The sequence below is a fragment of the Paenibacillus sp. OV219 genome, from assembly GCF_900110075.1.
In the GTDB taxonomy this organism is placed as follows: Bacteria; Bacillota; Bacilli; order Paenibacillales; family Paenibacillaceae; genus Paenibacillus_Z.
In genome coordinates this window covers 526,464-539,272 of record NZ_FOCJ01000001.1, presented here as the reverse complement: position 1 = coordinate 539,272, position 12,809 = coordinate 526,464, and the positions used below count along the sequence as shown (strand labels likewise).

Below are 12,809 nucleotides of genomic sequence, written 5' to 3'. Positions count from 1 at the left end.
TTTTATCACTGAGCGGAATCCGCCTGCAAATAGGGAAGGCTGCCCGCGATAAAAACATCTGCAGCCGGCGATGGAATTGTAGCAGGAACATGCGACTCTTCCACCCCAAATACGTGCTTAAACACTTCTTCAACATGGTCAACCGGAATCACTTGCACCCCTTGCAGGTCTGCGAAGATGGCCTGCCAGTTCTCGCGCGGAATAATGACCGTATCCGCTCCGGCTTGGAATGCCGCTTCAACTTTGGCAAGCACGCCGCCTACCGGCTTCACATTGCCGTGAATCCCCATCTCGCCTGTCATCGCGAGCTTATGGCTAATCGGAAAGCCTTTAATTGCCGAAGCGATTGCAGTCGCCATCGCAATGCCTGCAGAAGGACCATCAATCGGCGTACCTCCCGGAAAATTAATATGCAAATCGTAATTCTCCGGCTTCATGCCCATCCGGCGCAGCACGGTCAATACGTTCTCGATCGAGCCTTTCGCCATGCTCTTACGGCGAAGCGTTCTGCTGCTTCCTCCGCCAAGCTCTTCCTCATCGACGACACCAGTGATTGTATATACCCCTTTGCCTGCTCTTGCTCCGATCGCACTTACTTCGATCTCAAGCAGCGTGCCCATGTTCGGGCCATATACTGCCAGTCCGTTTACAAAGCCGATTTGAGGCGCAGCTGGCACTTTGCGATCTGGACGAGGAGGAATTTGGCTGCTGTTGACCACCCATTCGATGTCCGATGCCGAGATCGCCTCGCGCTTCTCAGACAATGCAAGCCCTGCAGCCAGTTGAATAATATTGACGGCTTCGCGCCCGTTCGTCGCGTAGCGAGTAATCACGTCAATCGCTTCCTGTGAAGGAGGCAGCCCAATCTTCTTCAGTGCATTCACGGCTATCTGCGAGATTTCATCCGGCAGCAGCGGTCGGAAGTAAATTTCCATACATCTGGACCGCAGCGCGGGCGGAAGCTCCTGCGGCGAACGCGTCGTCGCGCCTACGAGTCGGAAGTCAGCTGGAAGCCCATTCTGAAAAATATCATGGATGTACATCGGAATACTGTTATCCTCAGAATTGTAATAGGCGCTCTCGAGGTAGACTTTGCGGTCTTCAAGTACTTTTAACAATTTATTCATCTGTATCGGATGCAATTCACCAATTTCATCAATAAACAACATGCCGCCATGCGCTTTCGTCACAGCGCCCGGCTTAGGTTGTGGAATGCCCGCAACTCCCATTGCGCCTGCCCCTTGATAGATAGGGTCATGCACCGATCCGATGAGTGGATCCGCGATACCTCGCTCGTCAAAGCGAGCGGTAGTCGCATCAATCTCCGTGAACTTCGCCTCTTGCAGAAAAGGTGACGTCGGATTCTTCTTCGCTTCTTCCAGTACGACACGCGCAGCCGCGGTCTTACCGACACCCGGCGGCCCATAAATAATAACGTGCTGCGGATTCGCACTGCACATCGCAGCCTTCAGTGCGCGCAATCCATCCCTTTGTCCGACGATATCGTTAATCGTCTGAGGCCTCGTCTTCTCCGACAGCGGCTTAGTGAGTGATACAGAACGCAGCTTGCGCAGCTTATCCATCTCTTTACGCGACTCACGGTCTACGGCCGTCCGGTTTGTCTTCTGGTTGCGTAACAGGTTCCAGAAATACAAACCGATGACAATAGCAAAAAACACTTGAATAAACATCAGAATCATACTTAAGTTACTCATAACGATTACTCCTCTCTAAAAAGAAAGAAACGGCGCTCTCGCCGCTTCCCCCAAAAAAAATCCGGCTGTATGGGGCTCATACTGTTCAGTATTGCCCCCCGCCGGATGGAATAATCGCGCTATTCACGTAAAGTTTACTGCTTATGCCGTCACATGTGGCCCAGGCAGGTGCTTGCGCCCTGGAATTTCTCCCGTCGCTTCGAACACACGGACGATTTCGTCAATTTCCTTCTTCAGTTCGGAGAGAAGCTCAGCTTCAGGCACTTTACGGATCATCTCTCCGTATCGGAACAGCATCCCTTCGCCACGAGCTCCCGCGATACCAATATCCGCTTCACGCGCTTCTCCTGGGCCGTTCACGGCACAGCCAAGCACGGATACTTTAATCGGTACTTTGATCTTGCTAATATACTCTTCAACCTCGTTAGCAATCGAGAACAGATCGATATCAAGGCGTCCACATGTCGGACAAGAGACGAGCGTTGCTGCATTCGTAATAAGACCGAACGTCTTCAGCAGCTCACGCGCGACCTTCACTTCTTCAACAGGGTCAGCGCTCAGGCTGATCCGCACCGTGTTGCCGATGCCCATTGCTAGCAACGCACCGATACCAGCGGAGCTCTTGATCGTGCCTGTATGCAGCGTGCCCGCTTCCGTAATGCCGAGATGAAGTGGATATCGAATCACTTCTGCCGCCATTCGGTACGCTTCGATCGCCATCGGCACATCGGACGCCTTCAGCGACACGATAATGTCGTGGAAGTCGAGCTCCTCAAGAATGCCGATATGGAACAATGCGCTCTCTACCATCGCTTCTGGCGTTGGGTAGCCGTACTTCTCGAGCAGGTGGTTCTCCAGTGAGCCGGCGTTTACACCGATCCGGATTGGAATGTTCTTCTCTTTACAAGCTTTGACGACCGCTTCGACTTTCTCTCTGCGGCCGATATTACCCGGATTGATCCGTACTTTATCTACGCCATTCTCAATTGCAGCGAGCGCCAGACGGTAATCGAAATGAATATCCGCAACGAGCGGAATATGAATGCGTTTTTTAATTTCCTTGATCGCCTCAGCAGCTTCCTTGTTATTGACCGTTACCCGGACAACTTGGCAGCCTGCCTCTTCCAATCGAAGAATCTCAGCAACCGTCGCTTCAACGTCAGCTGTCTTGGTCGTACACATACTTTGAATAATGACTTCATCGCTGCCGCCAATTGTTAGCGGTCCGACTTTAACCGGCACCGTATCCTTACGCAAATACATCAGGTAACCTCTCCCATGAACGTCAAAGTCCACCTCTGCGGGTCGCCCTCGAATGGTAGGCGGCTACAGAGGTGGAAACATTTGAGGTGTTATTTATTGGATCAGGCGCTTTCTTCCTTCTTCTTGCCTTTCTTGGAAACAAGCTCCGGCATGATCCGGTCTTGAACGACCTTCTCGGTAATGGTGCAGCTGCTTACATCGTCACGCGAAGGCACTTCATACATCACATCGAGCATGAGTCCTTCAATGATCGCACGCAAGCCGCGGGCGCCAGTGTTACGCTTAATCGCTTCTTTGGCGATCGCATCAAGCGCTCCAGCTTCAAACTCAAGCTTCACGTTATCCATCTCAAGCAGCTTCTGATACTGCTTCACAAGCGCATTCTTCGGCTCGGAGAGGATACGTACAAGCGCACTCTCATCAAGCGGCTCGAGCGTCGAGATAACCGGCAAACGACCGACAAATTCAGGGATCAAACCGAATTTGAGCAAGTCTTCCGGCAATACCATCGACAAATATTCGCCCGCTTTCAGATCCTTCTGAGCGTCGCCCACTGCATTAAAGCCGATTACTTTCTTACCGATCCGGCGCTTAATGAGCTGCTCCAGTCCGTCAAATGCGCCACCGCAGATGAACAGAATGTTCGTCGTGTCAATTTGAATGAATTCTTGATGCGGGTGTTTACGTCCGCCTTGCGGTGGAACGGAAGCGACCGTGCCTTCAAGAATCTTCAGAAGCGCTTGCTGTACGCCTTCACCGGATACGTCGCGTGTAATCGACGGATTCTCGGATTTACGCGCTACTTTATCGATTTCATCGATGTAGATGATGCCACGCTCGGCTTTCTCCACATCGTAGTCTGCTGCTTGGATCAGCTTCAGCAAAATATTCTCAACGTCTTCACCGACATAGCCGGCTTCTGTAAGCGAAGTTGCATCTGCAATCGCAAACGGTACGTTCAGAATCTTCGCCATTGTCTGTGCAAGAAGCGTCTTACCTGAACCCGTAGGACCTACGAGCAAGATGTTCGACTTCTGCAACTCAACGTCCTCAAGCTTGTTCTGCGAATTCACGCGCTTGTAGTGGTTATACACCGCTACAGACAGCGACTTCTTCGCTTGCTCTTGGCCGATGACATATTGATCGAGAATCGCGCGAATATCACGCGGCTTCGGAATGTCCTTCAGGTCAAGCTCTTCTTCGTGACCGAGCTCCTCCTCAACGATTTCCGTACAAAGCTCGATACATTCATCACATATATAGACGCCAGGTCCGGCAACAAGCTTACGTACTTGATCCTGCGACTTGCCGCAGAACGAACACTTCAGCTGGCCTTTCTCGTCGTTGAATTTGAACATGAGTTTTCACCCCTTCTTGTTGGTTCGCCGTTAATTACAGAGACGTGACGACTTTATCGATCAAGCCGTAGTTCAACGCCTCTTCCGCGCTCATGAAGTTATCGCGATCCGTGTCGCGATCGATACGTTCATAAGTCTGGCCTGTGCGTTCCACATAAATTTGGTTCAGCTTCTGCTTCGTCTTCAAGATCCAATCTGCATGAATCTTAATATCGGACGCTTGGCCGCGTACGCCTCCAAGAGGCTGGTGTATCATAACTTCAGCGTTAGGAAGCGCAAAGCGCTTACCCTTCGCTCCTGCAGTAAGCAGCAGCGAGCCCATGCTTGCAGCTAGACCGACGCAAATGGTCGATACATCCGGCTTAATAAACTGCATCGTATCATAAATACCCATACCCGAGGTGACAGAACCGCCCGGTGAGTTAATGTACAGATGAATGTCCTTCTCCGGATCATCGGCTGCAAGGAACAGCAGCTGCGCGATGACGGCATTGGCAACATCGTCGTCGATCGCACTTCCTAGAAAAATAATCCGATCCTTCAATAAGCGGGAGTATATATCGTAAGAACGCTCTCCCCGATTCGTTTGCTCAACGACCATAGGCACCAGATTCATGCGACCAACCTTCTTTCGTTATCGATTCGTCTTACCTCATCCATTTTAACATGTTACGGAAGCAATGTCATTTTTCTAAGTACGGCTAACACCGGGTAACTACATATGTACGTCTTAGGCTCCCATCGCATGCCAAAAAGCTGCGTTAGGATAAAATAAGGCACGTATGTACGTGCCTTATCGGTTCATTGATTTATTAAGCTACAACAGCTGTCTTGCTGTTCTCAAGCAAGAACTTGATTGTTTTGCGAAGTACGAGATCTTCTTTGATGTTGTCGAGGTTGCCGTTGTTTTCAAAGATCGAGCGAAGCTCTTCAGCTGGGCGACCGTATTGTACGGACAGCTTCTCAAGCTCTTCGTTCAAATCTTCTTCGCCGGACGTGATGCCTTCGTTCTTCGCGATTTGCTCCAGAACGAGGTTGTTGCGAACGCGTTTTACAGCGTCAGCGTTCATTTGACTGCGAAGCGCTGCTTCGTCTTGACCGGAGAACTGGTAGTACAGTTCCAGGTTCATGCCTTGCATGCGAAGACGGTTCTCGAAATCACGCAGCATGTAAGTTGTTTCGGATTCGATCATTGCATCAGGGATGTCGATTACTGCAGCTTCAGCCGCTTTGTCAACTACCGCTGTTTCACGAGCCGCTTCGTTTTCTTTCACTTTGCGTTCAGCAAGCTTCGTTTGCAGGTCTTGCTTGTACTCTTCAAGCGTATCGAATTCGCTAACGTCTTTCGCGAACTCATCATCAAGAGCCGGAAGGTTCTTGCGCTTGATTTCGTGTACTTTCACTTTGAATACCGCTGGCTTGCCAGCAAGGTGCTCTGCATGGTAGCTCTCTGGGAACGATACTTCAACATCCTTGAAGTCGCCAGTAGCCATTCCGATTACTTGCTCTTCAAAGCCTGGGATGAATTGGCCGGAACCAAGCTCCAGGGAGTGACGCTCAGCTTGGCCGCCTTCGAATGCTTCGCCGTCTACATAGCCGTCGAAATCGATTACTGCGGTGTCGCCGTGCTCTGCAGCGCCTTCTTCGATAACAGTCAGCTCAGCGTGACGCTGTTGCAGACGGTTCAGTTCAGCTGCGATTTCCTCTTCAGTAACTTCTGCGTTTGCAGCCGGCACTTCAAGACCTTTGTACTCGCCAAGCTCAACTTCAGGCTTCACAGTTACTTTAGCTGTGTACTTGAATGTTTGGCCTTTGCCGAATTGTTGAACGTCGATGTCAGGACGGTCTACTGGGAATACGCCAGTATCTTTCACTGCTGCTGCGTATGTGTCAGGAAGCAGGATGTCAATCGCATCTTGATACAGGCTTTCTACGCCGAAACGGGATTCGAAGATTGCACGAGGCACTTTACCTTTACGGAAGCCTGGCACGTTTACTTTCTGAACGACTTTCTTGAATGCTTTGTCGATCGCTTCGGTAACTTGTCCAACTTCAACCTCTACGTTGATGGAGACAAGATTCTTGTCTATTTTTTCCCAAGTTGCTGTCATGTTATGCTTTCCCCTCCAAATTAAATAACACATCAATCTGTGTCAGATGTTTCACTGTAATAAACCATTCTATTATACTCAACAATCGGAGTAAGATCAAGACTGGCTGCCATGCTCGTTTTTAAATTGTACTATTTGGCGCAACGATCGGCAAGCCTGCTCATACCTGAAGCGCAGCGCATCTGTAATGCCGTAAGCCTCCCTGACGTCGTCGTCATCCGCCCTGCCATATAATGACAGTTCAAGCACTTGATGGAGCGCTGCTGAATAGCAGTCCACCGTATCATCATCATCATTCAGCAGGCGGGTATAGGCCGCCGTGCCATACAGGCATTGCAGACACTCTTTCCACAGCTCACGGGCAAAATGAGGCAGCGATGCGTCCACCACTTCTGTTACCGATTCTACCCGTTCTACGACTCTTATAACCACTGGCGGAAAATCATCCATCGAAAGCGGCGTCGCTTCGATGTCAATCTCTACCATTTCGCCGAGCCGTTCAAGCTGGATCGACCCTGTTGTACCAAGCTTCTTCAGCGATTGCAACGCCTTGAACTGCAACGCCGGATGGACCTCAGTGCTTGTCAGCCATGAAACAATCGTCTGTTCCACAAGCGGATGCTGCAAGTAAGCGGCACGTTCGAGCGCGAGGATTTGCTGATCTGCCACCGGATGATGCTGCATAATGTAGAGCACCTGCTGCACGAAGGCTTCATCGTAGTTGCCTGAGCTCAGGACATCTCGCCGCAGCGCATCTTCATCCTTGCCATCCTCGTTTCCATCTGCAAGCGTATGTATGTCGTTACCAGTCGTCTCGATGGCCGGAAATGCGACATCCAGCCACGTTAATAAATTGTTCCACTCCTCGTAATGACGCTTCTCTTCTCCCTGGCAATTCAGTAGGAAACGAAGAAGCTCCTTCGCTTCGCCATAGCGCTCGGATTCGAGCATACGAGTCAGCTGATTCTGATATTGATCGAGCATATTGGGAAACAGATATACGTTCTCTTTGTTGTCACCTTGCGTATTAGTGGGAGTTGTAATAAAATCACCGCCTTGTTCGAAACTGATTATATCACCCCTTTCTGTATATTTCCATTTGATACGCAACCAGTCTGCTTACAGCTAAACAAGCCGCCTTGGCGCATGGTGCTTTACGCCTGTACAGCGGCTTGTTTAGCTATACTCCCTATGCCCTCTCAGTCGCCTTCAGCTTCAGCAAGCACCGCCCCTTCAATGTCGCGGAAGGGGAACCATTCTCCGTCCACCATAAACCGACCGCTAAGCTGATCCATCCGCTCCACAACGCCCTCGATGCGTGTTTCCTCGAACGGATCGAACATGCGGATCATAATAAGCCTGTGAAGCTGCAGCGATGTGCTGAACGCCATCGCAATCTCTGACCACTCCGCCTCGTCGATATGTTTGCGGGCCCGGCGTCTTAGCTCCCTCTGATGCTCATTCTGCGCCAATTTATGCTCCGGCAGCATCATCCGACTGTCCTCCCACAGCCAGTTGCCGCCTGCCGCCAGCTTCTTGGAATCACCCATACATCAATACGCCTCCTAGCCTACTTGTAGTGTCCGCCAATCTTCATGGCCCGGTCCTGCGCTTGCCCCGCAGCCGTCTTGGAAACGGCGCGCATAATAATGGCATCGCCGTACTTATCCTTCAGCCGGTCCATTGCCGCTTCTAATGCGCCTAGCCGCTCTCGATTGTCATCCATTACGAGCTGGTACTGCTCGTCGGACTGAAAGCCCGTTACCGATACGCCAACCCGCCGCACCGGAAGCCCATCCCAGTTCTTGTCGAAAAGAGACATCGCATTGTAATAAAGATCATTCGTCACATGCGACGGATACGGCATTGTCATCTGCCGGCTGAAGCCTGTCGGCCGGTCGAAGTCCGCCCCCTGGCAGCCCACCGACAGCGTCCGCCCCATCTTGCCGATCGAGCGGCAGCGGCGCGCCACGAGCTCGCACAGCTCAAGCACGATGACCTTGAGCTCATCACGGGTCCCGTAATCCCGCGGCAGCGTCATCATGTGGCCGACCGACTTCTCGCCCATGTGCGTCCCCGGCTTCACCGGCGAGTCGTCGATGCCGTTGGCAATCCGCCAGCACACCTCTGCTTGCACATCACTCTTCTTCCCGAAGCGCTGCCGCATCCGCAGCTTGAGCTGCGAGAGCGACGTTTGCGCCAGCTCGCCGATTGTGTGGATCCCCATTCGCTCGAAATGCGTCGTCATGCGGCTGCCGACCATGAACATCTTGCTGACAGGCAGCCGCCACAGCGAATCCGCTAGCCGCTCCCGCTGGAGCACATAGATGCCGGAGTCGTTCCCCTTCGCAAAATTGTCGCACGCCTGCTTCGCAAGCACCTTCGAGTCGGAAATGCCGAATCGCGTATAGACGCCGACCGATTCCTGCACATGGCGTTGGATCGTCCGCGCCAGCGTCACAGCATCTCCGCCGTACTTGTGCAAGGAACCCGTCACATCAATGAACTGCTCATCGATGGAATAAGCCTCAACGAGGTCGCTGTAGCTCTCATAAATCTCGGAAATGCGCATGCTGTATTCGATATAGCGCTGCATGGAAGGCTTAATAATGACCAGATCCCGGCATTTGCCGAGCGCTTCGCCGAGACGCTCTGCTGTAGTGACACCATAGCTCTTGGCGAGCGGACAGGCCGCCAGAATAATGCCAGAGCGCCGCTCGGGATCGCCCGCCACAGCGACCGGCTTCCCTTCCAGCTCTGGGTTAAGTGCCTTCTCCACGCTGGCGTAGAAGCTCTGGCAGTCCACCAAGAAGATCGTTCGCGATTTAGCCGACACGGTGCTTCACCGGATCCACTGCCAATATCCCTTCCATGCGAAAGACGCGCGGAGCATTTGCCGCCATACAATGTGCCCGGATGAACGACCCGCTGATCGCCTGCACCTTAATTCTCCGCTTGCTGAGCTTACCCGCACGGTCCTCATAAATAATATCAACGACACACCCGACATATTTTGCAATTCGCATGTTGCCATCGCCTCCTATATACGAACGTATATTCTTATTATATGACGGGAATGCACGTTCGTATACAAACTTTTATTTCCAGATAATGGAGAGGAAAACTTTTTTTCGCTTAACACTTGCCAAATCCATAAACTACATGCTATTATAGTTCTCGTTGTCCCAGTAGCTCAGTTGGATAGAGCACACGCCTTCTAAGCGTGTTGTCGGGGGTTCGAATCCCTCCTGGGACGCCATTTAATTAACGACACGTTAAGTTATATGAAATATAAAAGCCTCGAAACCCCTGATAGTACTGGGATTCGAGGCTTTTTTGTTGTCGCGCAGTTTCACAAAAAAAATAGCCGCACAAGGCGACTATAACGTAGCGATACTGGGATTAAGCTTCTTTAGACGTTCAATTTTTTTGCGATTCCCCTGAGAAAACGTGCAAAATTTTGATTTTTCCGTGATTTCAGATGAAAAATAAGCAACACTTCGAACGGAGTCAACGCATGTAATTTGGGATACATTTACGATAATATTGCGGTCTACCGTTTCAAACGGGAATCCATACGTCGTATTCAGGGCATTTTGCCAATAAGCAAGAGTCCCTGTCATATACAAGATTTGCGTCTCCGTATGAACCTCAATGATTCTCTTTCGGCTAAAAAAATGGATAAACCACACATCATTAACATCCAAATTAATGATGCCAGACTTCCCTTTTAAATCCTCGGTAACAGATAGGTACACATCGTCCACCCCCTATAGAAGCTCGTCAGGCGTCTCTTCTTGGTGAACAAATAACCAGCTTGCCGGAGCTACCTCATCCGCTATTGCATGAAGTACTGTGGCCACTGCATATGTAGCTGCTGTTACCAATACCATTTCTTTGGCAGAGATTTTCTTAAGAATATTCTTCAACATGTCCTCATCACCTCCTTATTTTAATAATCAGCAATGTAAGAGATTGAGTTAAGAAAGTAGCTGCGATTATAGAATCTCCTATGAAAAAATTTAAAGCGACCAAGATAACGGATCCGACTTTTAACACCCTATTGGATGTCGGCGTTTGTTTCTTACGCTTGTGGTAATAGGCTGGAGCAAATACCCCAATCAGCACAAGAGATATACAATTAACAACAAAGGTACCGCTGCTGCTCAGTGAAACAAATGACAACAGGTTCGCACCGATCGAGGTAACTGAAATACAAGAAAAACTTGATTTGAGGTGTATTCCGCCAGACATCCGCCTCAGTAGCGCGAATGCACATAAGACAACTACCGTTTCATAAACCTTTCCTGTAAATATGGATATTACGAGAGCGAGACCTATAGATAATATCGTGTTGATTAAGAACGAAATGGAGTACTTCAGCACATTTTCGCTGGTCGGATGATCCGGCACTCTCGATTTTATCTTTGAGGCTATTCTGCCTGATACGTATGAAACCACTAGGACGCTGCCTCCTTATTTATTGCGTAATAGAGAAACAGTAACATGGACACCAGGAAACTGAGCATAATCATAAATGCGTCCTTATAGTAAATTAACAAAGTCAGTAACGATAACATAACGCCTATAAAACCGATGACTAACGTTTTTTCAAATCTTAATCGCAACCGGTCAAACTCAAATGAAAAGCCGTAACCGAATTGATAGAGCATCCACCCGATGTAAGTCCCGGATATGCCGGTTAAGGTCTGCAACATATATCCTCTTAACGGCACATGTTGAACCGCATCGATTGAAAGGTAGCCGTTGGATGCGAGTACGATTGAAACTTGAAGCAGTCCGAACGCAAAAAATCCAGACACGCCAGTTATCATCGCCCAAATAATCGGTACCCTAACAATTGTAGCCATAAATAAAATGATAAAAATAATATTAGTGGCAGGGGCTATGAACGATAGTGATGTATCCTCGCGAATCGCATAGCTCTGTAGGTTTGCAAGAGTCACCACGATTAGTACCGGTAGTATGTACCTCTTCAAGTCCAAACGGTAGATATATAGAGTGAGCGCGAATGCAGAAACTCCCTCGATTGTCGAGAAAACCATGAATAGTAAAAATTCTTTCACTCTTTCACCACCCAGTATGATGTTCCTATAAATATATTATCTCTGGTAATCATACCCTTGTAAACGGATTTCTCCATATTTCTCCTTTTTATGACAGCGTTTGAATAGCATAAGAAAACACCGTCAACTAACCCAGCTTCACTTTCCACATATACCCAAAATATTACTTTTCATGGCAGACTGCTTAGGACTACTTTTGCGAAATGATTATCTTTGTCACGGACGGCAATTCGGGCTAAGTTTAAAGCTTAATACGCATAAGACAATAAAGACCGCCTGCTGCGCAGCGGAATGCTCCGAACGGCGGGAGGTCTTTTTTCACGAGGTGTAAAATACCCCCTTTCTAGGCAACCTATCTCCGTGAAAGGAGTGGTTTGCAACAATGACATCACAGCACAACGGGCAAACGAAGCCAAGCTCGTTCCCGCCGCAGCACCAGAATCAGCAGCCTGGCATCGAGAGCGAAATGACGCCAAGGCCGATGTTTGATTGTCCGAACTATAAACCAGCAGGAAAGCTTACCGGCAAAGTTGCTATTATAACAGGCGGAGACAGCGGCATCGGCCGGGCTGTCTCGCTTATTTATGCGAAGGAAGGCGCAGACGTAGCGATTGTTTATTTGAGCGAGGATGGCGACGCGAATGAGATAAAAGGACGGATCGAAGCGCTGGGCAGGCGTTGTATTACGATTGCCGGAGATATAGGCGACCCCGAGTTTTGCAAGAAAGCCGTCTATGACACGACATCGCAGCTCGGAGGACTCGACATCGTCGTTAACAATGCGGCAGAGCAGCATCCTCAGGAGAGCCTCGAGCTCATAACGCCACAGCAGCTCGAGCGTACGTTCAAGACGAACGTGTTCGGCATGTTCTATATGACCCAAGCGGCGATGCCGCATCTGAAATCAGGTTCGGTCATCATCAACACTTCCTCCATTACGGCATACAAAGGCAGCAAGGACCTGCTCGACTACTCGTCGACGAAAGGCGCGCAGGTTGCTTTCACCCGCTCCCTCGCGATGAATTTGGCGAGTCAGGGCATTCGCGTGAACGCCGTGGCGCCTGGGCCGATCTGGACGCCGCTCATCCCTTCGACATTCGATGAGCAGAAGGTCGCCAAGTTCGGGGCAGACACCCCGATGAAACGGGCTGGGCAGCCGGAGGAGCTTGCTCCCGCCTATGTTTACCTGGCGTGCGAGGACTCGTCCTACATGAGTGGACAGGTGCTGCATGTGAACGGCGGGGAAATCGTGAACGGTTAGGTTAGGTTAGCTTA

Annotated in this window: 14 protein-coding genes and 1 tRNA gene; 2 read left to right on the top strand and 13 right to left on the bottom strand. The window is 50.1% G+C overall.

Annotated elements, in window-relative coordinates; all coding sequences use genetic code 11:
• Positions 1-5: 5 nt before the first annotated feature.
• From lonB to BMY11_RS02205, 9 genes are all read right to left on the bottom strand, one after another.
• The gene (gene lonB, locus BMY11_RS02245; RefSeq protein ID WP_090572837.1) at positions 6-1,715 is read right to left on the bottom strand and encodes an ATP-dependent protease LonB; all 1,710 of its coding nucleotides are present in this window, start codon (positions 1,713-1,715) and stop codon (positions 6-8) included.
• 141 nt (positions 1,716-1,856) lie between these two features.
• Complete coding sequence (ispG, locus tag BMY11_RS02240) at positions 1,857-2,978, bottom strand: flavodoxin-dependent (E)-4-hydroxy-3-methylbut-2-enyl-diphosphate synthase (RefSeq protein ID WP_090572836.1); 1,122 nt, start codon at positions 2,976-2,978, stop codon at positions 1,857-1,859.
• 101 nt (positions 2,979-3,079) lie between these two features.
• Positions 3,080-4,336 (bottom strand): ATP-dependent protease ATP-binding subunit ClpX, encoded by a 1,257-nt coding sequence (gene clpX / locus BMY11_RS02235; RefSeq protein WP_090572835.1) that lies wholly within the window; start codon positions 4,334-4,336, stop codon positions 3,080-3,082.
• Positions 4,337-4,370: 34 nt separating this feature from the next.
• Complete coding sequence (gene clpP, locus BMY11_RS02230) at positions 4,371-4,952, bottom strand: ATP-dependent Clp endopeptidase proteolytic subunit ClpP (protein ID WP_090572834.1); 582 nt, start codon at positions 4,950-4,952, stop codon at positions 4,371-4,373.
• 196 nt (positions 4,953-5,148) lie between these two features.
• Positions 5,149-6,447 (bottom strand): trigger factor, encoded by a 1,299-nt coding sequence (tig, locus tag BMY11_RS02225; protein WP_090572833.1) that lies wholly within the window; start codon positions 6,445-6,447, stop codon positions 5,149-5,151.
• 96 nt (positions 6,448-6,543) lie between these two features.
• Positions 6,544-7,557 (bottom strand): hypothetical protein, encoded by a 1,014-nt coding sequence (locus BMY11_RS02220; RefSeq protein WP_256217264.1) that lies wholly within the window; start codon positions 7,555-7,557, stop codon positions 6,544-6,546.
• Positions 7,558-7,646: 89 nt separating this feature from the next.
• Complete coding sequence (locus BMY11_RS02215) at positions 7,647-7,997, bottom strand: YolD-like family protein (RefSeq protein WP_090572832.1); 351 nt, start codon at positions 7,995-7,997, stop codon at positions 7,647-7,649.
• A 20-nt stretch (positions 7,998-8,017) separates the two neighbouring features.
• Complete coding sequence (locus tag BMY11_RS02210) at positions 8,018-9,283, bottom strand: DNA polymerase IV (protein ID WP_090572831.1); 1,266 nt, start codon at positions 9,281-9,283, stop codon at positions 8,018-8,020.
• Positions 9,273-9,473: a hypothetical protein gene (locus BMY11_RS02205; RefSeq protein WP_090572830.1), complete on the bottom strand. Its 201-nt coding sequence runs from the start codon at positions 9,471-9,473 to the stop codon at positions 9,273-9,275. Before BMY11_RS02205 ends, BMY11_RS02210 begins: the two co-directional genes overlap by 11 nt.
• Positions 9,474-9,629: 156 nt before the next feature.
• Between BMY11_RS02205 and BMY11_RS02200 the strand changes: the two genes are divergently transcribed.
• Positions 9,630-9,706 (top strand) — tRNA-Arg (locus BMY11_RS02200).
• Between the two features lie 121 nt (positions 9,707-9,827).
• On the opposite strand, the gene BMY11_RS29640 is transcribed toward BMY11_RS02200, so the two are convergent.
• From BMY11_RS29640 to BMY11_RS02185, 4 genes are read right to left on the bottom strand one after another with little or no spacing between them, the layout of a single operon-like run.
• Positions 9,828-10,205 carry a LytTR family transcriptional regulator DNA-binding domain-containing protein gene (locus BMY11_RS29640; RefSeq protein ID WP_177182461.1) on the bottom strand — a complete coding sequence of 126 codons (378 nt, stop codon included), beginning with the start codon at positions 10,203-10,205 and terminating at the stop codon, positions 9,828-9,830.
• Between the two features lie 12 nt (positions 10,206-10,217).
• The gene (locus BMY11_RS28410; protein WP_143069199.1) at positions 10,218-10,379 is read right to left on the bottom strand and encodes an AgrD family cyclic lactone autoinducer peptide; all 162 of its coding nucleotides are present in this window, start codon (positions 10,377-10,379) and stop codon (positions 10,218-10,220) included.
• A 7-nt stretch (positions 10,380-10,386) separates the two neighbouring features.
• The gene (locus tag BMY11_RS29635) at positions 10,387-10,908 is read right to left on the bottom strand and encodes an accessory gene regulator B family protein (RefSeq protein WP_090572828.1); all 522 of its coding nucleotides are present in this window, start codon (positions 10,906-10,908) and stop codon (positions 10,387-10,389) included.
• Entirely contained in the window at positions 10,908-11,534 is a 627-nt protein-coding gene (locus BMY11_RS02185) for a hypothetical protein (RefSeq protein ID WP_090572827.1), read from the bottom strand. The genes BMY11_RS29635 and BMY11_RS02185 overlap by 1 nt, the downstream gene beginning before the upstream one ends.
• Before the next feature lie 382 nt (positions 11,535-11,916).
• Here BMY11_RS02185 and BMY11_RS02180 point away from each other — a divergent pair, with 382 nt between their 5' ends.
• A complete protein-coding gene (locus tag BMY11_RS02180; RefSeq protein WP_090572826.1) occupies positions 11,917-12,795 on the top strand; it encodes an SDR family oxidoreductase in 879 nt (292 codons plus the stop codon).
• The last annotated feature ends 14 nt before the right edge of the window (positions 12,796-12,809 follow it).

Excerpts from the sequence above, each read along its gene's own strand:
- BMY11_RS02180 (WP_090572826.1), top strand. The coding sequence starts at position 11,917 with ATGACATCACAGCACAACGGGCAAACGAAGCCAAGCTCGTTCCCGCCG.
- BMY11_RS02215 (WP_090572832.1), bottom strand. The coding sequence starts at position 7,997 with ATGGGTGATTCCAAGAAGCTGGCGGCAGGCGGCAACTGGCTGTGGGAG.
- clpP (WP_090572834.1), bottom strand. The coding sequence starts at position 4,952 with ATGAATCTGGTGCCTATGGTCGTTGAGCAAACGAATCGGGGAGAGCGT.
- BMY11_RS02205 (WP_090572830.1), bottom strand. The coding sequence starts at position 9,473 with ATGCGAATTGCAAAATATGTCGGGTGTGTCGTTGATATTATTTATGAG.
- lonB (WP_090572837.1), bottom strand. The coding sequence starts at position 1,715 with ATGAGTAACTTAAGTATGATTCTGATGTTTATTCAAGTGTTTTTTGCT.
- BMY11_RS28410 (WP_143069199.1), bottom strand. The coding sequence starts at position 10,379 with ATGTTGAAGAATATTCTTAAGAAAATCTCTGCCAAAGAAATGGTATTG.
- tig (WP_090572833.1), bottom strand. The coding sequence starts at position 6,447 with ATGACAGCAACTTGGGAAAAAATAGACAAGAATCTTGTCTCCATCAAC.
- ispG (WP_090572836.1), bottom strand. The coding sequence starts at position 2,978 with ATGTATTTGCGTAAGGATACGGTGCCGGTTAAAGTCGGACCGCTAACA.
- clpX (WP_090572835.1), bottom strand. The coding sequence starts at position 4,336 with ATGTTCAAATTCAACGACGAGAAAGGCCAGCTGAAGTGTTCGTTCTGC.